At 61.1% G+C, this 22,126-nt stretch carries 20 protein-coding genes and 1 tRNA gene; 15 read left to right on the forward strand and 6 right to left on the reverse strand.

What is annotated here, in order from left to right:
• The 3 genes from CBB63_RS14320 (at nucleotide 1) to CBB63_RS14330 (ending at nucleotide 1,269) form a co-directional block, all read left to right on the forward strand.
• Complete coding sequence (locus tag CBB63_RS14320; protein ID WP_286699629.1) at nucleotides 1–279, forward strand: oxidoreductase dimerization domain-containing protein; 279 nt, start codon at nucleotides 1–3, stop codon at nucleotides 277–279.
• Nucleotides 280–300: 21 nt separating this feature from the next.
• Entirely contained in the window at nucleotides 301–768 is a 468-nt protein-coding gene (locus CBB63_RS14325) for a YeeE/YedE thiosulfate transporter family protein (protein WP_286699630.1), read from the forward strand.
• A 78-nt stretch (nucleotides 769–846) separates the two neighbouring features.
• Complete coding sequence (locus tag CBB63_RS14330; protein ID WP_286699660.1) at nucleotides 847–1,269, forward strand: YeeE/YedE thiosulfate transporter family protein; 423 nt, start codon at nucleotides 847–849, stop codon at nucleotides 1,267–1,269.
• Nucleotides 1,270–2,062: 793 nt separating this feature from the next.
• Here CBB63_RS14330 and CBB63_RS14335 read toward each other — a convergent pair.
• The 5 genes from CBB63_RS14335 to pdxH form a co-directional block, all read right to left on the reverse strand.
• A complete protein-coding gene (locus CBB63_RS14335) occupies nucleotides 2,063–5,716 on the reverse strand; it encodes a vitamin B12-dependent ribonucleotide reductase (RefSeq protein WP_064216423.1) in 3,654 nt (1,217 codons plus the stop codon).
• A gap of 640 nt (nucleotides 5,717–6,356) precedes the next feature.
• Nucleotides 6,357–6,433: transfer RNA gene (locus CBB63_RS14340), tRNA-Pro, on the reverse strand.
• 74 nt (nucleotides 6,434–6,507) lie between these two features.
• Nucleotides 6,508–6,957: a DUF192 domain-containing protein gene (locus CBB63_RS14345; protein ID WP_286699661.1), complete on the reverse strand. Its 450-nt coding sequence runs from the start codon at nucleotides 6,955–6,957 to the stop codon at nucleotides 6,508–6,510.
• A gap of 14 nt (nucleotides 6,958–6,971) precedes the next feature.
• On the reverse strand, nucleotides 6,972–7,520 hold the full coding sequence (locus CBB63_RS14350; protein WP_174226609.1) for a cold-shock protein: 549 nt from the start codon (nucleotides 7,518–7,520) through the stop codon (nucleotides 6,972–6,974).
• 72 nt (nucleotides 7,521–7,592) lie between these two features.
• Nucleotides 7,593–8,198, reverse strand: coding sequence for a pyridoxamine 5'-phosphate oxidase (gene pdxH / locus CBB63_RS14355; RefSeq protein ID WP_037945043.1), 606 nt, complete (start codon nucleotides 8,196–8,198; stop codon nucleotides 7,593–7,595).
• A gap of 220 nt (nucleotides 8,199–8,418) precedes the next feature.
• Between pdxH and fabI the strand changes: the two genes are divergently transcribed.
• The 6 genes from fabI to CBB63_RS14385 all read left to right on the forward strand — a co-directional run bounded on the left by fabI (nucleotide 8,419) and on the right by CBB63_RS14385 (nucleotide 15,523).
• Nucleotides 8,419–9,225 carry an enoyl-ACP reductase FabI gene (gene fabI, locus CBB63_RS14360; protein WP_005853827.1) on the forward strand — a complete coding sequence of 269 codons (807 nt, stop codon included), beginning with the start codon at nucleotides 8,419–8,421 and terminating at the stop codon, nucleotides 9,223–9,225.
• 4 nt (nucleotides 9,226–9,229) lie between these two features.
• Nucleotides 9,230–9,742 carry a xanthine phosphoribosyltransferase gene (gene gpt, locus CBB63_RS14365; RefSeq protein ID WP_005853828.1) on the forward strand — a complete coding sequence of 171 codons (513 nt, stop codon included), beginning with the start codon at nucleotides 9,230–9,232 and terminating at the stop codon, nucleotides 9,740–9,742.
• 135 nt (nucleotides 9,743–9,877) lie between these two features.
• Entirely contained in the window at nucleotides 9,878–11,044 is a 1,167-nt protein-coding gene (locus tag CBB63_RS14370) for an aminotransferase (RefSeq protein ID WP_286699631.1), read from the forward strand.
• Nucleotides 11,045–11,111: 67 nt separating this feature from the next.
• Complete coding sequence (locus CBB63_RS14375) at nucleotides 11,112–12,956, forward strand: peptidyl-prolyl cis-trans isomerase (protein ID WP_286699632.1); 1,845 nt, start codon at nucleotides 11,112–11,114, stop codon at nucleotides 12,954–12,956.
• A 12-nt stretch (nucleotides 12,957–12,968) separates the two neighbouring features.
• Nucleotides 12,969–14,480 (forward strand): anthranilate synthase component I, encoded by a 1,512-nt coding sequence (gene trpE / locus CBB63_RS14380; RefSeq protein WP_286699633.1) that lies wholly within the window; start codon nucleotides 12,969–12,971, stop codon nucleotides 14,478–14,480.
• Between the two features lie 2 nt (nucleotides 14,481–14,482).
• On the forward strand, nucleotides 14,483–15,523 hold the full coding sequence (locus CBB63_RS14385) for a succinylglutamate desuccinylase/aspartoacylase family protein (protein ID WP_286699634.1): 1,041 nt from the start codon (nucleotides 14,483–14,485) through the stop codon (nucleotides 15,521–15,523).
• Nucleotides 15,524–15,588: 65 nt separating this feature from the next.
• On the opposite strand, the gene CBB63_RS14390 is transcribed toward CBB63_RS14385, so the two are convergent.
• Nucleotides 15,589–17,196, reverse strand: a complete 1,608-nt coding sequence (locus tag CBB63_RS14390; protein WP_286699635.1) for a divergent polysaccharide deacetylase family protein — start codon at nucleotides 17,194–17,196, stop codon at nucleotides 15,589–15,591.
• A 158-nt stretch (nucleotides 17,197–17,354) separates the two neighbouring features.
• On the opposite strand from CBB63_RS14390, the gene CBB63_RS14395 reads away from it, so the two are divergent.
• Genes CBB63_RS14395 through CBB63_RS14420 form a run of 6 tightly spaced genes read left to right on the forward strand, consistent with a single transcriptional unit; the run spans nucleotide 17,355 to nucleotide 22,080 of the window.
• Nucleotides 17,355–17,936 carry an anthranilate synthase component II gene (locus CBB63_RS14395; protein ID WP_005853838.1) on the forward strand — a complete coding sequence of 194 codons (582 nt, stop codon included), beginning with the start codon at nucleotides 17,355–17,357 and terminating at the stop codon, nucleotides 17,934–17,936.
• Nucleotides 17,933–18,952: an anthranilate phosphoribosyltransferase gene (gene trpD, locus CBB63_RS14400; protein ID WP_286699636.1), complete on the forward strand. Its 1,020-nt coding sequence runs from the start codon at nucleotides 17,933–17,935 to the stop codon at nucleotides 18,950–18,952. Before CBB63_RS14395 ends, trpD begins: the two co-directional genes overlap by 4 nt.
• Nucleotides 18,949–19,617, forward strand: a complete 669-nt coding sequence (locus CBB63_RS14405) for a uracil-DNA glycosylase (RefSeq protein WP_009824806.1) — start codon at nucleotides 18,949–18,951, stop codon at nucleotides 19,615–19,617. Before trpD ends, CBB63_RS14405 begins: the two co-directional genes overlap by 4 nt.
• Nucleotides 19,614–20,438 carry an indole-3-glycerol phosphate synthase TrpC gene (gene trpC / locus CBB63_RS14410; protein ID WP_286699637.1) on the forward strand — a complete coding sequence of 275 codons (825 nt, stop codon included), beginning with the start codon at nucleotides 19,614–19,616 and terminating at the stop codon, nucleotides 20,436–20,438. The genes CBB63_RS14405 and trpC overlap by 4 nt, the downstream gene beginning before the upstream one ends.
• The gene (gene moaC, locus CBB63_RS14415; RefSeq protein ID WP_273056200.1) at nucleotides 20,438–20,911 is read left to right on the forward strand and encodes a cyclic pyranopterin monophosphate synthase MoaC; all 474 of its coding nucleotides are present in this window, start codon (nucleotides 20,438–20,440) and stop codon (nucleotides 20,909–20,911) included. The genes trpC and moaC overlap by 1 nt, the downstream gene beginning before the upstream one ends.
• Entirely contained in the window at nucleotides 20,908–22,080 is a 1,173-nt protein-coding gene (locus CBB63_RS14420) for a molybdopterin molybdotransferase MoeA (protein ID WP_286699638.1), read from the forward strand. Before moaC ends, CBB63_RS14420 begins: the two co-directional genes overlap by 4 nt.
• The last annotated feature ends 46 nt before the right edge of the window (nucleotides 22,081–22,126 follow it).

Consider the following 22,126-nt stretch of genomic DNA (forward strand, 5'->3'; position numbering starts at 1 on the left):
GTGATCGGAAAGGACAAGGGATTGCTGCGCGTCTATGCAGAGCGCGAAACGGGGATCCTGCTGGGTGCCGAAATGATCGGTCCTGCAGCCGAACACATCGGGCATTTGCTTGCCTGGACCATCGAAAGCCGACTGACCGTGATCGAGACCCTGCAACGTCCGTTCTACCACCCGGTTCTGGAAGAGGGCCTGCGCACCGCGCTGCGCAATCTGGCCGCCGAGCTGGAATTCGGTCCGAACCCGCCACTGCGCTGCATCGACTGCGGACCGGGCGGGTAAGCGACAGCGAGGAACGGCACCTTGATCCTGATCCCCTTACTCTTGGGACTGTCGTTCCTCGTCGGCTATGCCATCCGGCGTGGCAGCATCTGCGCCGTTCTGGCGACGCGGGCGTTGATTGTCGACCGGCGCAGCGCACGTTTCCGCGCCTTCGGCGTCGCCGCCGCCGGAGCGGGTGCCGTGGTTGTTCCACTGCATTGGCTGGCTCCGGCGGATGTGACGCTTTCAGCGGGATATCCCGTCACGGTGTCCGTCGCCGTCGCGGGGGCCATCTTAGGCCTTGGCGCGCGCCTGAACAATGCTTGCGTTCTTGGGACCTTGGCGCATCTGACAGGCGGCAATCTGGTCTTTGGCTTCAGCGTGCTGGGCATGGTTATCGGTGCCACTGCAATGACGTCATCTGGTCTTTGGCAAGCCAGCGTCACAGCGCCGGTCCCTTCGCCCCTTGAAGAGCCCTCAAACTTTGGGGGCGCGTTCGTGGCTGTGTAGGCCATCTCGCTGTTGCTGGCGCTCTATCGTCGTGTTCCCCGATGGATCAGGGGCCTTCGTGACCCAGCCTCCACCCGCATGGGGCCGTATCGCTCCATGCTGATCGTAGGGATCAGCGGTGGGCTTCTCTATGCCCTGGCCGGGAACTGGACCTATATGAGCGTCCTGTCCAACCGCGCCGCACGACTGGTCGATCCGACGCTTACAGCGAACGGTTGGCCCGTTTTGATCTGTGCCATGACCGTCACTGCGGGAGGAGTTGTTGCGGCCATCAGGTACCACGACTTCCAGCTACGGCGACCCACTCCGGTATCTGCGGCAAGATGTTTTGCCGGAGGCGCCGTGATGGGTGCGGCTGCAGCAGTCATTCCTGGTGGCAACGGAACACTGCTCGTGCATGGCCTTCCGTCGCTCGCACCCCACGCCGTAGCAGCGTACCTCGCTATGACAGTAACGCTTTGTTTGTTGTTCCTCGCTGAGCGTCGAAGGCTTTCTACATAAAACGCAAGTGTTTCTGTCACCGGCGATAACGACCGTTTGTGACCTTGCGCGTTCATCCAAAGCCGCCATTGGCGCAGCTGCGGCGAAAGTCTGGAAAGTCCGCATTGCCGACATCGAACGGGCCAAAATGCTGCACAACTGATCCAATGACCGCTTCGGGGAAACTGAGGCGCTGCGACGCGTGGTTGGATCAATGTCCGGATTGGGCCGTGATCGTTTTAAGACCATCAATGACCAAAGGCAGCCCAATCACTAAGACACATTCTATAGCTAATGAACTAAACTAAAATCCCTTCAGCTCACGCGCAGATACCGACCAAAGGTTTATCAAGAAAAGAGCTCAGTGTTCGAATATAACTAACTCTTTTTAAACATGCATCGAAAAAAGGATGCCCAGAGGGCACCCTAAGTTTCGCATAGCCAAGCTCATCGTTCACCGCTCGTTTGTTTTATGCCTGCGGCTTGGCCATCGTTAGGGGCTAGCGCACCGGCCCCCTGTTCGATGGAATGAAAAAAGAAACTATCTCCTTTCTCATTCCGAAACTGCTAGCAATTTGACACCGTAATGAGATGTAATGTCATGCCTTTTGGTAGCTCACGTCCGATAGTTGCCTCGTTTCTTCTCCGTTATTGCCGAACTAGACCATCAAACTTCATAAAAGATCTGGCCCCAGCCCGCGTCAATATAATCAACAACTTACGCGATCTGGGCGTTAATCACCCTGTAAATGGCCGCCAAAACACTCGAATTGGGCTTCATATGCTTGGCTTTTCAAAGGCCGGGGCGTTTGTCTTAGCTGCAGCCGGACGTTCCGCCGCAGGTGTTGCACTTCATGCAGGTGCCGTTGCGGACCAGCGTGTAGTTGCCGCATTCCCCGCAGGCTTCGCCCTCGTAGCCCTGCATCTTTGCCTTGGTACGGGCGTCCATGCTGACCGCGCCGCTGGACACCGCTGTGGTCGACCCCATGCTGGCCGCGACCGAGGCTTGGCCTGCCTGCGGCATCACACGGTCAAGCGTCTGCGTGTCGCCCTGCCCCTGCCCGCCTTGCAGCAGCACCAGATCCTGCGGCAGACGGTTGCGCAGATACCCGGTGGAGCTGATCTGCTTGAGCACCTCGAGCGAGCGGTTGGCGGCGGTTTCGGAGATTTCCGCCACATTGGCAACGCTTTCCTGATCGCCGCGGCCGAGGCTGTCAAAGCTGGCCCCTTCGGGTTGCACATGCGCCAGATCGGTACGGTCCAGATAGGACACGGCGAGCTCGCGGAACACATAGTCAAGGATCGACGTCGCGTTCTTGATGCTGTCGTTGCCCTGCACCATGCCAGCGGGTTCGAACTTGGTGAAGGTGAAGGCGTCGACGAATTCCTCCAGCGGGACGCCGTATTGCAGACCCACGGACACGGCGATGGCAAAGTTGTTCATCATCGCACGGAAGCCCGCGCCTTCCTTGTGCATGTCGATAAAGATCTCGCCCAAGGAGCCGTCTTCGTATTCACCGGTGCGCAGATAGACCTTGTGCCCGCCGACATTGGCCTTTTGGGTATACCCCTTGCGGCGCTGAGGCATCTTTTCGCGGTGCGATTTGATGATCTCTTTGACGATGACCTTCTCGACGATCTTTTCAGCCAGCACGGTGGCTTTCTCGTGGGTGGTGCCGCTTTCGAGCGTTTCGGCGGCCTCGTCATCATCCTCGACCAGCGCAGAAGCCAGAGGCTGCGACAGTTTTGATCCGTCGCGGTACAGCGCGTTGGCTTTGACGCCAAGCGACCACGACAGCTCGTATGCGTTCTGGCAATCCTCGATGGTGGCGTCATTCGGCATGTTGATCGTCTTCGAGATCGCGCCGGAGATGAAGCTTTGCGCCGCCGCCATCATGTAGATGTGGCTGTTGACGGACAAGTAGCGTTTGCCCTTCTTGCCGCAGGGGTTGGCGCAGTCGAAGATGCCGTAGTGTTCAGGCTTGAGGTGCGGCGCGCCTTCCAGCGTCATCGTACCGCAAACATGGTCGTTGGCCGCTTCGATGTCTTTCTTGGAAAAGCCCAGGGATTTCAGCAGGTCAAACGTCGGGTCGTTCAGCTTTTCGGCAGGGATGCCAAGGACTTGGGTGCAAAACTCCTCGCCCAATGTCCATTGGTTGAAGACAAAGCGGATGTCGAAGGCCTGCGCCAGCGCCGCGTCGATCTTGGCCAGCTCGTTAGGGCCAAAACCGTGACCGACCAGCGTGGTGTGGTTGATCGCAGGCGCGTTGCCGATGGTGCCGTGACCGACGGCATAGCCGACGATTTCTTCGATCTGGGCCGAGCCGTAGCCAAGCTTTTCAAGCGCTGCGGGCACCGACTGGTTGATGATCTTGAAATAGCCACCGCCCGCGAGCTTCTTGAATTTCACAAGCGCAAAGTCAGGCTCGATCCCGGTGGTGTCGCAATCCATCACCAGACCGATGGTGCCCGTCGGCGCAATCACAGAGGTTTGCGCGTTGCGGTACCCGTGCTTTTCGCCAAGCCGCAGGGCTTCGTCCCAGGTCGCGGTGGCGATGTCGATCAGGTTGGCTTGCGGGCAGTTTGCGTGATCCAGCGGCACGGGCTTGACCGATAGCGCCTCGTAGCCGTCGGTCTTGCCGTGGGCCGCGTTGCGGTGGTTGCGGATGACGCGCAGCATATGGTCGGCGTTCTTGGCGTGCCCGGGGAAGGCCCCCAGCTCGCCCGCCATCTCGGCGGAGGTGGCATAGGAAACGCCTGTCATGATCGCGGTCAGCGCCCCGCAAAGCGCACGGCCTTCGTCACTGTCGTAGCTAAAGCCCATGTTCATCAGCAGACCGCCGATGTTGGCATAGCCCAGACCCAGCGTGCGGAAATCATAGGACCGCTGCGCGATTTCCTTGGACGGGAACTGCGCCATCATCACCGAGATTTCGAGCGTGACGGTCCACAGCCGCGAGGCGTGCATATAGTCTTCGACCATGAACTCCCCGTCTTGCAGGAAGGTCAGCAGGTTCATCGACGCGAGGTTACAGGCCGTGTCATCCAGGAACATGTATTCAGAGCACGGGTTCGACCCGCGGATCGCGCCATCTTCGGGGCATGTGTGCCAGTCGTTGACCGTGTCGTGATACTGGATGCCGGGATCGGCGCAGGCCCATGCGGCGTGGCCGACTTGCTCCCACAGGTCACGGGCGCGGATGGTTTTCGACACCCGCCCGGTGGTGCGGTCGAGCAGTTCCCAATCGGCGTCTTTTTCGACGGCATGCAGGAAAGCGTTGGTCACCCGGATCGAGTTGTTGGAGTTCTGGCCCGAGACCGAGGAATAGGCTTCGGAATCCCAGTCTGTGTCATAGGTCGGGAATTCGATCGAGGTGTGACCCTGCTTGGCGTAATCCAGCACGCGCTTGACGTATGTCTCTGGGATCGCGCATTTTTTCGCGCTGCGGATCGCGGCCTTCAGCTGGTCGTTCTTGGCGGGGTCATAGGCGTCGGCCTCTGCGCCGTCCCATGCTTTGATCGCGGCAAACAGCTTGTTCAGCTCGCGTTCATGCATCTTCGAGCCAGCGACGATGCTCGCCACCTTTTGCTCTTCGATGACCTTCCAGTTGATGAAATCCTCGATATCGGGGTGGTCCGCATCAACGATCACCATCTTGGCCGCGCGCCGTGTGGTGCCACCCGATTTGATCGCGCCTGCCGCACGGTCACCGATTTTCAAAAAGCCCATCAAGCCAGAGGATTTCCCCCCGCCCGACAGTTTCTCGCCCGCCGCCCGCAGGCTCGAGAAGTTGGTGCCGGTGCCGGAACCGTATTTGAACAGACGCGCCTCGCGGACCCATAGGTCCATAATGCCGCCGTCGCCTACCAGATCGTCAGCGACAGACTGGATGAAACAAGCGTGGGGCTGGGGATGCTCGTAAGAGGATGTCGACCGCGTCAGCTTGCCGGATTTGTAATCGACATAGTAATGCCCCTGCGCGGGACCATCGATGCCGTAAGCCCAATGCAGACCGGTGTTGAACCATTGCGGGCTGTTGGGTGCGCCGCGCTGGCTGGCCAGGATGTGGCGCATCTCGTCATAATAGGCTTGGGCGTCTTCTTCGGTGGTGAAATAGCCACCTTTCCATCCCCAATAGGCCCAAGCGCCGGCCAGACGGTCGAACACTTGCTTCGACGACGTCTCGCCGCCCATGGTCGCGTCATCGGTCGGCACCGAGCGCCAGAGGAATTCTGGAACGCCCTTTTCCTTGACCTTCTTGGTTTCGGACGGGACGCCTGCCTTGCGGAAATATTTCTGGGCGATCACATCAGAGGCGACCTGGCTCCAGCTGGAGGGCACTTCGACGTTATCGAGGCGAAAGACCACCGACCCATCAGGATTGCGGATTTCGGAGGCTGTGCTCACAAAGTCCAGTTCTGCGTAGGCATCCTGACCGGATCGCGTGAATTTTCTCTCGATTTTCATAAGTGCTGCCCCAAATTTTCAAACTCTCAACCAGCGGCATGATCGGGCCGCCAAACCTATCGCCGGTGTGCATCGTCCCCCGCACCCGCATCAGGTTGGTCTTGGATCAAGCCGTTTAACCGGCGCAAAAGTGCAAAACCCAATGTCACCCGATCAGCACGCCACCCCGATCAATCACCAGATGTAGTGGCCCGCCCGTCGATTTACACAAACTGGCGTATGCAGCCCTATTGGGTCAACGGCTTTATTATCGAAACAAGGGAAGTTGCATCTTGACCGGATCGGCATTTTTTGAAGCTTCGGTCGGCGCGGTGATTCAGCGAAATGATATGCACAGACAGCGGATCACGAGGAGGCTTTTTCACACCGCGGATAAAGTTAATAAACGCTAAGGTTTAGCCCGGCTGGCTCATGTATCGCTTGAGTTATCCACAAAATCCCAAACAGCGGGCTGGGGATAAACATGGCGTAACTGTGGATGATAAAAATTTATGCAGCCACCAGATATAGGTTCGCAAACCCGGCTATCTCACCAGATTTAGAGCGTGCTTCTGTGGCAAAAAAGAACGACTGCACACAAATACAGCGTTCTGATCTGCATGAAGCAGATCAGTAACACTATATGTGGTGGTTCTTAAAGTGGTCGGGGCGAGAAGATTCGAACTTCCGACCCCCTGTACCCAAAACAGGTGCGCTACCAGGCTGCGCCACGCCCCGACTGCGGCCTACTTAGCCCCAAGCAATCGGATTGAAAAGCCCTAAGTTCACAGAAAATGATAGTTTCTGACGAACTAACAGGGCCATGCCGGATTGCGCCCTGCAAACGCGGGATGGCGCAGCTCTGTCCCCGGTGTGATGCCCATCCGCGCGCTTAATCCGCCGTTGATTTCCAGCACCGCCAGCAGCGCATCACTGCCCCCCTCAAGCGGAGATTCGTCGAGCGGAACCGCATTATGGTGGATGTGCTGCACCACACCACGGGAATCGATGAACAGCAGATCGAGGGGAATCAATGTGTTGCGCATCCAAAAGCTAAGCGGCTGCGGTTCTTCATAGATAAAAAGCATACCCGCGCTGCCTGCCAGTGAGGTGCGGTGCATCAATCCTTGGGCACGTTCACCGGCGTCATCGGCAATCTCGACGCTAAAGCGCGCCTGCCCCCAGTCGCCGCGCAGCGTCACGCTGGTGTCACTGCATTTGGCAGCGGCAGCCCCTGCCATCGCCAGAGTGGCAAAGGCCATAAGACCCGCGCGGATCAGCTTTGCGCGGTGCCAGATGAATCGAGTCGTACCGTTTCCCATGCATGTACCTCTGCCGCCATCTGGCCGCGTTCCCCGTTAATGACCCGCAGCGCCAATGCCTCGCCCGGTTGCAAATCCGACAGGCCCGACTGGCGCAACACTTCTATATGTAGAAAGATGTCATCGCTTTTGCCAAACACATTCGCGAAACCAAAGCCTTTGGACTTATCGAACCATTTGACCCGCGCGGGCTCCAGCGGTGCGGCGGCCACCAGCGCGGGATCAATGCCCACAATATCCGACAACGCCATCGCCTGAGCGGCAGCGGGCGGGTGTACCGCATGGACCTGTGTCGCCTGCACCCCGCGTTCGGTCTTTTGCACCGTCAGATCAATGCGCGCACCGTCCGCGACAGAGCTTTGACCGTAATTACGTAACACATTGACGTGCAACAGGATATCAGGCCCGCCAGCGTCTGAGACAACGAAACCGAACCCCTTCGCAGGGTCGAACCATTTCACCACGCCGGAAATGGCAGAGCTATTGCTGGATACTTCTGACACAAATGTCCTTTGGTCTTCTCTAGGTCAGGCAACAGCGTGCCCGCGTACAAAATATCAGCGGCAAAAGCCGCCTTATGGGTTCAATCTCGTTACGCTCCAATCACCGTTTTGTTCGGCACGTCGCCAGACAAAACGGTCATGCAATCTATACTCTCCGTCGGCCCAGAACTCGATTTCGACCGGGGTGATCCGGTAGCCCCCCCAAAAAGGTGGACGGTCTGGGTTTGGCCCCTTTTTGGCGGTGACTTTTGCCACTTCGGCGACCAATGACGCACGGCTGGCTAAAGGGGACGATTGGTCAGAGGCCCAGGCCCCCAACCGGCTTTTGAGCGAACGCGACTTGTAATATGCGTCCGCCTGCGGGCCTTCTTCTTTGGAAACCACGCCGCGCACCCGTATCTGGCGGCGCAGGGATTTCCAATGCATCACGAAAGCAGCCTTGCCCGCGTGATCCAGTTCTTGCGCCTTGGCGCTGGTGTAGTTTGTATAAAAGACGAATGCCGCGTCTTCGATTTCTTTCAGCAATACCATGCGCGCATTGGGCAAACCGTCGGCATCCACGGTCGATAGCGCGATGGCATTTGGGTCGTTGACCTCTGTCTGCGTTGCCTCATCCAGCCAGCGGCGCGCAATCACAAAGGGATCGTCACCGGCAAAAATGCCTTTGCGCACTTCCATGATCATGATCCCCTTCCTTGCGCATCGACGCAATCTTGCGACAATGCCTTACATCAAATGACATACTAGAACAACTAAACACACCGCCGCGCCGAAAAAACCGCCAGGGCGGTCTATCACGGCGTCCTCTCAAGTGCCGCGATCACCGTGCAGCCTTGATGCCAAACTATCAATAGCATAAACCGGATAAAAGTTCAGTGACATAGTCGAAGGAAGTACAATGGCAAATGACCTGATGGCAGGCAAACGTGGGCTTATCATGGGCCTCGCCAATGACAAGTCGATTGCCTGGGGCATCGCGCGCACCCTCGCGGATGCCGGTGCAGAGCTGGCATTCTCGTATCAAGGCGACGCGCTGAAAAAGCGGGTCGATCCGCTGGCGGCGCAACTGGGCAGCGATCTGGTCCTGCCCTGCGATGTCGGGTCGGAAGAGTCGATTGACGCGCTGTTTACCGCTTTGGGCGAACGTTGGGACGGGATCGACTTTATCGTCCACGCGATCGGGTTCTCTGACAAAAACGAATTGCGCGGGCGCTATGTCGACACCAGCCGCGCCAATTTCGCGATGTCGATGGATATCTCTGTCTACTCCTTCACCGCTGTGATGCAGCGCGCGGAAAAGATGATGAAGTCCGGCGGCAGCGCGGTCACGCTCACCTATTACGGCGCCGAAAAAGTGATGCCGCATTATAATGTGATGGGCGTCGCCAAGGCCGCTCTGGAAGCATCGGTCAAATATCTGGCCGAGGATCTGGGCAAGGACGGCATCCGCGTTAACGCGATCAGCGCCGGCCCGATCAAGACATTGGCCGCATCCGGCATCGGCGACTTCCGCTATATCATGAAGTGGAACGAGTATAACTCGCCCCTGCGCCGCAACGTGACCATCGACGATGTGGGTAAATCCGCGCTGTTCCTGCTTAGCGATCTTGGCTCGGGCACGACGGGCGAGAACCTGCATGTGGATGCGGGCTATCACGTGGTGGGCATGAAAGCCGTCGACGCCCCAGACATGGCAAAGGAATAACGACATGAGCAAGGATGCCTCGCGCCTGCCCCATGAAAAAGGGTTTCACATCAGCTGGGACCAGATCCACCGTGACAGCCGTGCGCTGGCGTGGCGTCTGGACGGCATGGGCCCCGATGACGGCGGCTGGCGTGCTGTGGTTGCGATCACCCGTGGCGGTATGGCCCCCGCGATGATCGCCGCCCGCGAGCTGGATATCCGCACCGTCGACACGATTTCGATCAAGTCCTATGACCATCAGGATCAATCGGACGCGGTCGTGCTCAAGGCCCCCGATGCAGAACTGATGGGCGACGGCACCGGTATCCTGATCATCGACGATCTGGTAGACTCCGGTAAGACCCTTGAAGTCGTGCGCCAGCTTTACCCCAATGCGCATCTGGCCACCGTCTATGCCAAGCCCAAGGGCCGCCCGCAGGTGGATACCTTCATTACCGAAGTCAGCCAGGATACGTGGATTTTCTTCCCCTGGGATATGGCGCTGCAATATGTAGAGCCCTACCGCGGCAAAGACTAAGCGGCACCCCCGCAGATACCTGCCTTCGGCGAGGATTTAGGACCATTTGGAAGCAGCGGCCACGCGCCGTGTCAGACTTTGCGCTGGTCCGCTCGCCGAAGGGCCCCCTCCCTCGCCCAGACAGGAGCATTGACCATGACCCCGCGTACCGCCGCGACTTTCTCTCCTCCGGTGATGGAGGCGCGCCGCTGGTTGACGGGCGTCCATTTTGACGCCGACCGCCCCCTGATCAACGTGAGCCAAGCCGCCCCTGTCGATCCGCCACCGCAGGCCATGCGGCAGGCCATGGCTGATGTCGCGCTGAACAACGATGATGCGCATCTTTACGGGCCGGTGCTGGGTCTGCCCGAGTTGCGCGACGAGCTGGCCGCGCAGGTCAGCGCCCATTACGCCGGCGCGGTAGAGCCCGCGCAAGCGGCGATTACATCGGGCTGCAATCAGGCCTTTGCCGCTGCGATTGCCACGCTCTGTGCCGAGGGGGACGAGGTGATCCTGCCGGTGCCGTGGTACTTTAACCACAAGATGTGGCTGGACATGTCGGGTGTCGCCGCCGTGCCGCTGCCGGTGGGCGATACGCTCTTGCCCGACCCGGAACAGGCCGCCGCCCTGATCACCGACCGCACCCGTGCCATCGCCCTGGTGACGCCCAACAACCCCGGCGGCGTTGAATACCCCGAAGAGCTGGTGCAGGCGTTTTTCGATCTGGCCCGTGCGCGCGGTATCGCCCTGATCCTGGACGAGACCTATCGCGACTTTGACAGTCGTTCCGGTCCGCCGCACCGTCTGTTTCAGGACCCCGTCTGGCACGATACGTTGATCCATTTATATTCTTTTTCAAAGGCCTACCGTCTGACTGGTCACCGAGTGGGCGCGATTGTCGCCTCCCAGACGCGTCTCGCCGAGGTTGAGAAGTTCCTGGATACCGTTGCCATTTGCCCCGGCCAGATCGGTCAGCATGCCGCCCTTTGGGGGATGCAGAACCTTGACACATGGCTGGCCGGCGAGCGGCGCGAGATCCTGGCGCGGCGGCAGGCGATTGCCGACAGCATGCACCGTTTGGACGCGAAAGGCTGGAAGCTTTTGGGGCTTGGCGGCTATTTCGCCTATCTCTCGCATCCCTTTGACGAAAGCTCTGCCACATTGGCCCCGCGGCTGGTGCGCGAGGCGGCCGTGCTGACCCTGCCCGGCACCATGTTTCATCCGGAAGAGGATATCACCGGCGGGCGGCATCTGCGCATCGCTTTTGCCAATCTGGATGTCGCAGGCATCGAGGTGCTGTTTGACCGTCTGACACAGGTCTAACGCGGCTCTTGCCCCCCTGCCGCGCACCGCATAGACAGGGCAAAACGTGCGTTTAAGGGATGACACCATGAAAGCCAAAGGCAACAGCTTTACGAAAACCGCAGTATGGGGGCTGATGGGTCTGTTGATCCTGGGTCTGGGCGGTTTTGGCGCGGTCAATCTGAACGGCAGCGCACGCACCGTCGGCGAAGTGGGCGACAAGTCTATCTCGGTTGACGATTACGCCCGCGAGCTGCAGCAGCAGATCCGCGCCATCGAAAGCCAGTCCGGCGAACAGCTTAGCTTTCAGGAAGCCCAAGCCATCGGGCTGGACCGTGCCGTGCTGCAACGTCTGGTCCGTTTGCGCGCGCTCGACAATGAGGCCGACTTGATGGGCCTGTCCATCGGCGACGCAAACCTGCGCGAACGCGTTGTGGAAATCCCGTCGTTCCAAGGCGTTGATGGGAATTTCGACCGCGAGGGCTATCGCTTTGCGCTGCAGCAGGCCGGTCTGAACGAGAATGAATTCGAACAATCCCTGCGCGAGGAAGCGGGCCGTACCCTGTTGCAGGAAGCGATCACCGGCGGGGTTGCGATGCCCGACGCCTATGCCGACACGCTTGTATCCTATGTGGGCGAGCAGCGCAGCTTTACCTGGGCCAAACTNACGCAAGATGATCTGGATGCGCCCCTGCCCNACGCNACCGATGCGCAGNTGCAGGCCTATTACGACGAGAACGCCGANCAGTTCATTCTGCCCGCCAGCAAGACCATCAGCTATATCACCATGGGCCCGCAGGATCTGCTGGACGANGTAGAGCTGACCGACGAAGAGCTACAGGCCGCCTATGATGACCGCGCGGATGAATACATCCAGCCTGAACGCCGCTTGGTCGAACGTCTGGTCTTCCGCGATCAGGAGGCAGCCGATCAGGCCGCCGCCGCGCTCGAGGTTGATGGCAACACATTTGAGGGGCTGGTCGCGGACCGCGGGCTTTCCCTGTCGGATGTGGATCTTGGNGATCTGAGCCAGCAACAGNTGGGTGCCGCAGGGGACGCCGTNTTTGCTGCCGAAGTGGGTGATATTGTCGGCCCGCTGCCCAGCAACCTCGGGCCTGCATTGTTCCGTGTGAACGGTGTGCTGCCGTCGCTGAACACCACCTTCGAAGAAGCCCGCCCGACGCTGGTNCAAGACCTTGCCGCGGACCGNGCGGCCCGTCTGGTAGAGGTCCGCGCCCAGGATCTGGACGANCAATTGGCCGGTGGNGCCACGCTGGAACAGATCGCCGAGGAAAGCAAAATGACCCTCAGCACCATCGAATGGACGCAGGACAGCAGCGAAAGCATCGCCGCCTATGCCGGTTTCCGCGAGGCCGCGACACGTCTGACCGAAGGCGACTTCCCCCAGATCCANCAGCTGGATGACGGTAGCGTTTTTGCCATGCGTCTTGATGGCACCAAAGAGGAACGCCCCAACCCGTTTGACGCCGCCCGTGCAGACGTGTCCGAGGCGTGGCAGAACGAACAATTGATCACCGCCCTGCGTGCCAAGGCCGAGACCCTGCANGCCGAACTTGCGGATGGCGCTGATTTTGCCGAACTGGGGCTGGAGCCCAAGACCGGGACCGACCAGACCCGCGACGCCGTGGTCAGCGCCGCACCGCAGGGGTTCATCGCCGCTGTGTTTGACGCAGCCCCCGGCGAAGTCGAACTGCTGGAAGGTGCCGATGAGGTCGCGCTTGTCCGTCTTGATAGCATCAAGGACGCGGGCGAGAATGACCGGATGACGCAGGTCAAATCCCAGATCGCTACCCAGCTGGATGACCAGCTGTCGCAAGCGCTTTTCGCCGCTTTCTCTGACGACGTGATCCGCCGCACGGCACCGCGTGTCGATCAGCAGGCGATCAACGCCGTCCACGTGAACTTCCCCTAAGTTAGGTCTCCCATGTCGTTGACACCCGATTATGACAGCTTTGCCGCAGGCTATGCGGCGGGCAAGAACCAGATCGTTTACACCCGTCTGGCTGCCGATCTGGACACGCCTGTTTCGCTGATGCTCAAGCTCACCGGTGCGGCNCAGAACGCCTTTGTNCTGGAATCCGTGACCGGCGGNGAGGTCCGCGGGCGCTATTCGATTATCGGGATGAAGCCCGATCTGATCTGGCGCTGTCAGGGCACCACNTCGGCCATCAACCGTTCGGCACGCTATGACGTGGATGCCTTCGACGATGTCGCAGGGGATCCGCTGGATACATTGCGTGCGGTGATCGCGGAGTCGAAGATCGACCTGCCTGATGACCTGCCGCAAGCCGCCGCCGGGCTGTTCGGCTATCTGGGGTATGACATGATCCGGCTGGTGGAACATCTGCCGAATGTGAACCCCGATCCCATGGGGCTGCCCGATGCGATGATGGTGCGNCCCTCGGTGATTGCCGTGCTNGACGGGGTCAAGGGCGAGGTCACGATCGTATCGCCAGCTTGGGTGTCTGACGGGCAATCGGCCAAGGCCGCTTATGCCCAAGCCGCCGAACGCGTGATGGATGCGGTGCGTGATCTGGANCGGTCGATGCCCGGCNCCAGCCGTGATCTGGGCGACGCCCACGAAGAATCCGCCCCCGTCAGCAATTTCACCCGCGANGGCTATAAATCCGCCGTTGAAAAAGCGCGCGAATACATCGTGGCGGGCGACATCTTTCAGGTGGTGCCGTCGCAACGGTGGGCGCAGGGCTTCTCGCAGCCGCCCTTTGCGCTNTATCGCAGTTTGCGCCGGACCAACCCGTCGCCCTTCATGTTCTATTTCAACTTCGGTGATTTCCACGTCGTCGGGGCCTCGCCCGAGATCCTNGTGCGNGTCTTCGGCAACGAGATCACGATCCGCCCCGTNGCAGGNACCCGTCGTCGCGGGGCCACGCCGGAAGAAGANCGCGCNCTGGAGGCTGATCTGCTGGCCGANCAGAAAGAGCTGGCTGAGCATCTGATGCTGCTTGANCTGGGCCGCAATGACGTGGGCCGGGTCGCCAAGATCGGCACCGTGCGCCCGACCGAGGAATTCATCGTCGAACGCTACAGCCACGTGATGCATATCGTGTCCAATGTCGTGGGCGAGCTGCGCGAAGACCGCGATGCGCTGGATGCCTTCTTTGCGGGGATGCCCGCGGGCACAGTGTCAGGCGCACCCAAGGTCCGCGCGATGGAGATTATCGACGAGCTGGAGCCCGAGAAACGCGGGCTCTACGGCGGCGGTGTNGGCTACTTTAGCGCGGGCGGCGACATGGACATGTGCATCGCCCTGCGCACGGCCGTTATCAAGGACAAGACCCTGTATATTCAGGCCGGNGGCGGTGTCGTCTATGACAGCGACGCAGAGGCNGAGTATATGGANACGGNGCATAAATCCGACGCGATCCGNCGTGCGGCGGCCGATGCAGCACGCTTCGCAGGTCAAGGGAACAGCTGAGGATGCCGACCCAAGCCCCGTTCGAGATTTCGGGTCAACACGTGGCACCCGGCNCTCGGGCACAGATCGACTTGCCGATCTCGATCCTGCCGGACCACACGCCTGTCGGGCTCTCGCTTGAAGTGATCCACGGCAAGCGCCCCGGCCCCACCATGTTTGTCAGCGCCGCTGTTCACGGGGACGAGCTGATCGGGGTCGAGATCGTGCGNCGTCTGCTGCGCGCACCGCAGTTGAAATCCCTGCGGGGAACACTGCTGGTGATCCCGGTGGTGAACTCTTTCGGGTTNCTGAACCGGTCACGCTACCTGCCGGACCGGCGCGATCTGAACCGCTGTTTTCCGGGGCACCCGTCTGGGTCTTTGGGGTCACGGCTGGCNCATATCTTTNTGAACGACGTGGTGCTGCGCTGTGATTTCGGAATCGATCTGCATTCAGCCGCGATCCACCGGACCAACCTGCCGCAGGTGCGNATNTCTCCNTCAGATGCGGTGACGCGGCGCATGGCCGCCAGCTTTGCCGCACCGGTGGTGCTGACCTCGCCCCTGCGCGACGGATCGCTGCGCGCGGTCGCCGCCGCCAAGGGCACACCGGTGCTGCTGTATGAAGCCGGCGAAGGGCTGCGTTTTGACGAGATGGCCGTGCGCGCGGGCGTTGCGGGTATCTTGCGGGTCATGCATGCCGAAGACATGCTGCCGGCCAAGGGCATCGCCCCCTCGCGCAGGCAATCCCATGTCTGTTCCAGCTCTACGTGGTTGCGCGCGCCCGTGGGTGGGCTGCTGCGCACCTTCAGGGCCGAGGGGGAGACCGTGAAACATGGCGACGCGCTGGCGACAGTCTCTGACCCGTTCGGCAAGACCGAAGAGGATATTATCGCCCCCCATGACGGTATCCTGATCGGCCGCGCGATCCTGCCCGTGGTGAACGAGGGCGACGCGGTCTTCCACTTGGCAAAGCTGCTGCCCAAGGCGGTGGCAGACACGGTCGAGGATATGATCACGCAGCTCGAAAGCGACCCGCTGTTTGACGAAGACGAGATTATCTAGACAGATCACACTCAGGCACGTCGAAGCCCGCGCAACGCGCAGGTTTCGATGGCTTTACCGGTAGATCATTCAGGCGTGGCGTTTTTCAGCACGGCTGAAACAGGGGCAAGTGCAACTTGGCTGGCACGGTCCTGCAACCCCCAGACCAACAGCGCCGAGATCGTCTCGGGCCGCATCCGCCCCATCATGATCACCGACCCTTCGATCCCCGCCTTGAACGCGGCCTGATCAAGGAACCGTCGGATCACGGTGGGCGTCTGCCCCTTGCTGTCAAAGTCGCGGAACACGGGTGCAGCGGGCACGCCCTCTTTCACTGCAAGCTTGGGCATCGTGTTCAGCCCCTTGTCCTGGGTCACAAGGCCATAGCCCCCTTGCCCAAGGATCGCAGTCACCTGATCTGCTGTCGCGCGGTCGGGTTGCAGCCCGGCACCCTGCCCTTCAAGCACGCCGATCACTTCGGGCATGCGCGAGAAGGCGACCGCCAGCGTGGTCTCTGCATCGCTTGGCTGCGCACCCTGAGGCAGATCGACCATCGCCAACACCTCGAACCCTTCGTTGCGGTAGGTCTGCATGCGCTCTGCCGCGTCGGGCAGGCTGACGTCGACGGCAAAGCTCAGCGGATAGGGAAAGCTGCGCAGCGCGGCGATACCGACCTCGCCCCCTTGCAGATCACTCCCCACGTCCATCAAAAGGACGCTCATCAGCGGTTTGTCATCAGGATTCGCGAAGGGCTGGCCATAACGGGTGATGGCGGGGCTTTGTGCGGTGGCTTGCGCCTCGGGGGCGGCCTGTTCGCCCGATTGGGCGGTCGGCAGGCGGTTGATCGTCACGCCCGTATCCCGTTCAGAGGTGATTGCCGCAGGGGTGCCGATCGTGGGCCGCCCGTCTGTGCGTCGCTCGGGCGCGCCAAAGACAACATCTGCAGGCGCTTCTTCGGGTTGCGCGTCGGGCGCGCTTGGCGCGGTGGCAACATCGGTGTCCGGCGTGGGCGACACGGGGGTGTCGACGCTTTCGTCGGCGGTGACGGGCGGTGCTGTCCGGGTCTCGATGCCAAGCGCATCCGGCTCGGTCGGTTCCATTGGCGCAAGCGCCATCGGATTGGGCAAGACAGGATCATCAAGCGTGATCTTCGGTGCAGCCGCATCGGGCACGGTCACGGGGGCTGTCGCGTCGATATCCTGTGCGATCTGCGGCGCGGGCTGCGGCGTTGGGGCGACCTCTGGCTCGGGCTGTGGTTCAGGCTCTACCGTCTCAGGCTCTACGGTCTCAGGCGCTGCCGCGACGTCCGGGGCGTCCTCTGAAGGTGCATCTTGCACAGCCTCTTGCGTGACCGGTGCTTCTACTTCTGGTGCGACCTCGGCTTTCGGCACAGTCTCGGGATCTGGTTCAACGATGGGCTCCTCGACGACGGGCTCTTCGACCACTGGCTCTGGCGTGATCACATCCTCGTTAGTGTCCTCAGCCGCCGTCAGGGGCGTTTCATCAGCCGCTACCACCGGGGGTTCCGCCATTTCGGGCGCGTTGGTCGCGCGCTCTTCGTCAGGCGCGTCACTTGGCAAAGGCGTGTCTTGCAAGGGCGCGGGCCCCATAGGTACCATGAAGGACGCGACACCGGCGACGCCGACACTGAATACCGCACCAATGAGGATGCCGCCAATAAACCCGCGTGACATAGATGATCGCTCCTGTTTTTGTTCCGGTTCGCGCGGCTCTCCGGCCTGCTGCCCTTGACGATAGGTCTTAACCCTGAACATGTATCAGCGGACATTATACCGTGGTTTTGCGCGGTTCCTCTAGCCCTAAACCCTGCCCCAATACAAAGAATTGCCGCATGCTGCTCTTGATAGATAACTACGATAGCTTCACCTACAACCTCGTACACTATCTGGGTGACCTCGGGGCCGAAGTCGAAATCCGCCGCAACGACCAGATCGACGTGCAGGCCGCGATGGCGATGAACCCCGCGGGGATCATCCTGTCGCCCGGCCCCTGCGACCCGGATCAAGCGGGCATCTGCCTTGCGCTGACGGCAGCCGCCGCCGAAACAAGCACGCCGCTTTTGGGTGTGTGCCTTGGCCATCAGACGCTGGGTCAGGCGTTCGGCGGCAAGGTCGTGCGCGCGGGCGAGATCGTGCACGGCAAGATGGGCATGATGCACCACAAGGGTCAGGGCGTCTTTGCGGGGCTGCCATCGCCCTTTGCCGCGACACGCTATCATTCGCTGATCGTTGACCGCGCCACCCTGCCCGACTGTCTTGAGATCACGGCAGAGCTTGAGGACGGCACGATCATGGGCCTGCAGCACCGTGACCTGCCGCTGCATGGCGTGCAGTTCCACCCGGAATCGATCCGCTCGGATCACGGTCACCAGATGCTGCAAAACTTCCTGAACAACGTAAAGGTGCCCGCATGAGCGACGCTCTGAAACCTCTGATCGATGCGGCCGCCAATGGCCCGCTGACCCGCGATCAGGCCGAGACCGCGTTCCAGATCCTGTTCGAGGGCGAAGCGACCCCCAGCCAGATCGGTGGTTTCCTGATGGCCCTGCGCACCCGTGGCGAGACGGTGGATGAATATGCCGCCGCCGCCCATGTCATGCGCGCCAAATGCAATCCTGTCACAGCCCCCGAGGGCGCGATGGACATCGTGGGCACCGGCGGCGATGGCAAGGGCACGCTGAATATCTCTACCGCGACGGCCTTTGTCGTTGCCGGCGCGGGCGTCGTGGTGGCGAAACATGGCAACCGCAACCTGTCGTCCAAATCCGGCGCGGCGGATGCGCTGACGCAGATGGGGCTCAAGGTGATGGTCGGACCAAAGGTGGTCGAGGCCGCCCTGCGCGATGCGGGCATCGGCTTTATGATGGCCCCGATGCACCATCCCGCGATTGCCCATGTCATGCCCACACGGTCCGAACTGGGCACGCGCACGATCTTCAACATCCTTGGCCCGCTGACCAACCCTGCAGGCGTCAAACGGCAGCTGACCGGGGCTTATCGCCGCGATCTGATCCGCCCGATGGCCGAAACGCTTGGCGCGCTTGGCTCTGAAAAAGCTTGGCTTGTGCATGGCTCCGACGGGACGGACGAGCTGACAATCACCGGCACCAGCTGGATCGCCGCGCTGAACCCTGATGGCACCATTTCCGAATTCGAGATCACGCCCGAAGACGCCGGCCTGCCGGTCCATCCGTTCGAGGATATCATCGGCGGCACACCCGAAGAAAACGCACGTGATTTCAACGCGCTGCTGGACGGAACCCCCTCGGCCTACCGCGATGCGGTCTTGCTCAATTCGGCGGCGGCGCTGGTCGTGGCCGATGCCGCATCCGATCTGAAAGCCGGGGTAGAGATGGCGCGCCACAGCATTGACAGCGGTGCGGCCCGTGACAAGATCACCCAAGTCGCGCGGATCACCCAAACCGCATGAGCCGTTTTGACCTGTCGCGCCTCGGGGCCTGGCGCGACCTTGCGTTCTTTGACGATACCCTGCCCGGCATCGCCGCCGCGCTGGCTGCGGACCCGCGCGAGACCCTGCCGCCCGGGCGCCAAGTTTTCGCCGCGCTGGAACATACCCAGCCCGACGCGGTGCGCGTGGTGATCCTGGGGCAAGATCCCTATCCCACCCCCGGCCACGCCCACGGCTTTGCCTTTTCCGCCAGCGCCGATACCAAACCGCTGCCCCGTTCGCTGTCCAATATCTATAAGGAGATGGTGGATGACATCGGCGCCTGCCCACCGGATGCCGATCTGCGGTTCTGGGCGGATCAGGGCGTGCTGTTGTTGAACACCACATTGACCGTGCCTGCGCGGGACGCAGGCGGCCATGGGAAACTGGGCTGGCAGCAGCTGACCACGCAAATTCTTGGCCGCTTGGCCGACCGTCCCCGCGCCTATTTGCTGTGGGGCGCGCATGCCCAGAAAGTCGCGCGGGATGTGGACGGGGGACCGAACTTCAAACTTGAAACCCCGCACCCGTCGCCCCTGTCCGCGCGGCGCGGATTTTTCGGGTCACGCCCCTTCTCGCGCTGCAATGACTGGTTGCACGCCCAAGGCCAAGCGGCCATAAACTGGGCAACACCGGAGACATCATGACCGATACCAACACTGGCACCATCCTAGACAAGATCAAAGCCTACAAGCTGGAAGAGATCGCCGCCGACAAGGCCGCCAAACCGCTTGAGGCCGTAGAGGCAGAGGCGCGCGCCGCCTCGCCCGTGCGCCCCTTTGCCGACGCGTTGTTCGACGCCTCGCGCGAGGGGTACGGGCTGATCGCCGAGGTCAAGAAGGCAAGCCCGTCAAAAGGGTTGATCCGCGCCGATTTCGACCCCGCTACACTGGCCGCTGCCTATGCCGCCGGTGGTGCGACCTGCCTGTCGGTGCTGACGGACACGCCCAGCTTTCAGGGGGCCAAGGAATATCTTGTCGCCGCCCGCGAGGCCTGCACCCTGCCCGTACTGCGCAAGGATTTCATGTACGACCCCTATCAGGTCGCCGAAGCCCGCGCGCTTGGGGCCGATTGCATTTTGATCATCATGGCATCGGTCAGTGACGCACAGGCGATAGAGCTTGAAGATGCCGCCGCACAATGGGGCATGGACGCGCTGATTGAAGTGCATGACAAGCAAGAGCTGGACCGCGCTGCCGTGCTCAAAAGCCGGATGATGGGGATCAACAACCGCAACCTCAAAACCTTCGAGACTTCGCTGGATACCACGCGCCTGCTGTCAAAACATGTAGATGTAGAAAAAATGATCGTATCTGAAAGCGGGCTGAACACGCCCGACGATCTGGCCGATATGGCGAAGTACGGATCGCGCGTGTTCCTGATCGGGGAAAGCCTGATGCGCCAAGACGACGTAGAGGTCGCAACCCGCAACTTGCTTGCGACGCCGCTGCGTCCGGGGGGTATGTAATGGCGCTTACGCATTTTGACGGCAAGGGTGACGCGCATATGGTCGACGTGTCGGACAAGCCCGTCACATCACGCGTCGCCACCGCAAAAACTCACATTAAGATGCAGCGCGAAACCTTTGATATCATTACCGAAGGCCGCGCAAAGAAAGGTGACGTCATGGGCGTCGCCCGTTTGGCTGGCATCATGGCGGCAAAGCGCACCGCTGACCTGATCCCACTGTGTCACCCGCTGCCTATCACCAAAGTCTCTGTCGAACTTACACCAGACCCCGAACTGCCGGGGCTTCAGATCGAAGCGACCGTCAAGACCACCGGACAGACCGGCGTCGAGATGGAGGCGCTGACCGCCGCCTCTGTCACCGCGCTGACCGTCTATGACATGGCCAAGGCCGTGGACAAAGGCATGGAAATCGGCGGCCTGCGGGTCGTGCTGAAAGACGGCGGCAAATCGGGCCGATACGAGGCAGAATGATCTCTGTCAGCGACGCCCTGTCGCATCTTTTCGATCTCGTCACCGCCACAGAGGTGGAAGCGGTCCCGCTGCGTCAGGCCGCGGGCCGTGTGCTGGCGCGCGATGTTGTTGCCACCCGCACCCAGCCGCCTTTCGCGGCCTCCTCTATGGATGGCTATGCCCTGCGCCAGACAGAGGTCGAGCCCGACGCGATGTTCAAGGTCATTGGCGAAGCGGCGGCGGGCCATCGGTTTGACGGTGTGGTAAAAGCCGGTCAGGCCGTGCGCATCTTTACCGGTGCCCCTGTCCCCGAAGGTGCAGATTTCGTTGTGATCCAAGAGGATACGACCCGTCGCGGCGATCTGATCATGCTGGGCCATGACATCGGCCCCAAGACCAATATCCGCCCCGCCGGTGGGGATTTCCATGCAGGCGACACGATGGATGCGCCGCGCCTGCTGCGCCCTGCCGATATCGCGCTGCTGGCGTCGATGAATGTGGCGACGGTGCCGGTCTATGCCAAACCACGCGTGGCAATCATCGCCACGGGGGACGAGCTGGTGCAACCCGGCGAAGTGCCGAACCCCGACCAGATCATCGCCTCCAACACCTATGGTCTGGCCGCCCTGCTCGAACAGCATGGCGCGCAGTGCCGCATGATCCCGATTGCCCGCGACACGGTGCCCTCGCTGACCCAAGCCTTCACCATGGCGCAGGATGCCGATCTGATCATCACCATCGGCGGTGCCTCTGTCGGAGACCACGATCTGGTCGCCCCCGTCGCTGCGGAGATGGGGATGGAGCAGGCTTTCTATAAAGTCGCCATGCGACCCGGCAAACCTCTTATGGCGGGGCGGCTGCATGATGTCCCGATGATCGGCCTGCCCGGCAATCCGGTGTCGGCCATGGTCTGCGGGACGGTCTTTGTCGTGCCGGTGCTGCGCAAGATGCTGGGCCTGCCCGCCGCGCCCGCCGCACGGGTTGATCTGCCGCTTGGCGTCGATCTGCCNGCCAATGGGCCACGCGAACATTATATGCGTGCGATGGTCCGTGACGGTGCCGTCCTGCCCGAAGACAATCAGGACAGTTCGCTGCTGGGTATCCTGTCGCGCGCCGATGTCCTGATGGTCCGCCCGCCGCGCGATGGGGTCCGCACAGCCGGAGAGATCATAGGCTGTATTCCCCTCTGACGGTTGACACAAAACAGGAACATCCCTAGAACAAACCCCAAATAGA

It is taken from the genome of Sulfitobacter sp. TMED3, from assembly GCF_002167505.1.
Taxonomy (GTDB): domain Bacteria; phylum Pseudomonadota; class Alphaproteobacteria; order Rhodobacterales; family Rhodobacteraceae; genus Sulfitobacter; species Sulfitobacter pontiacus.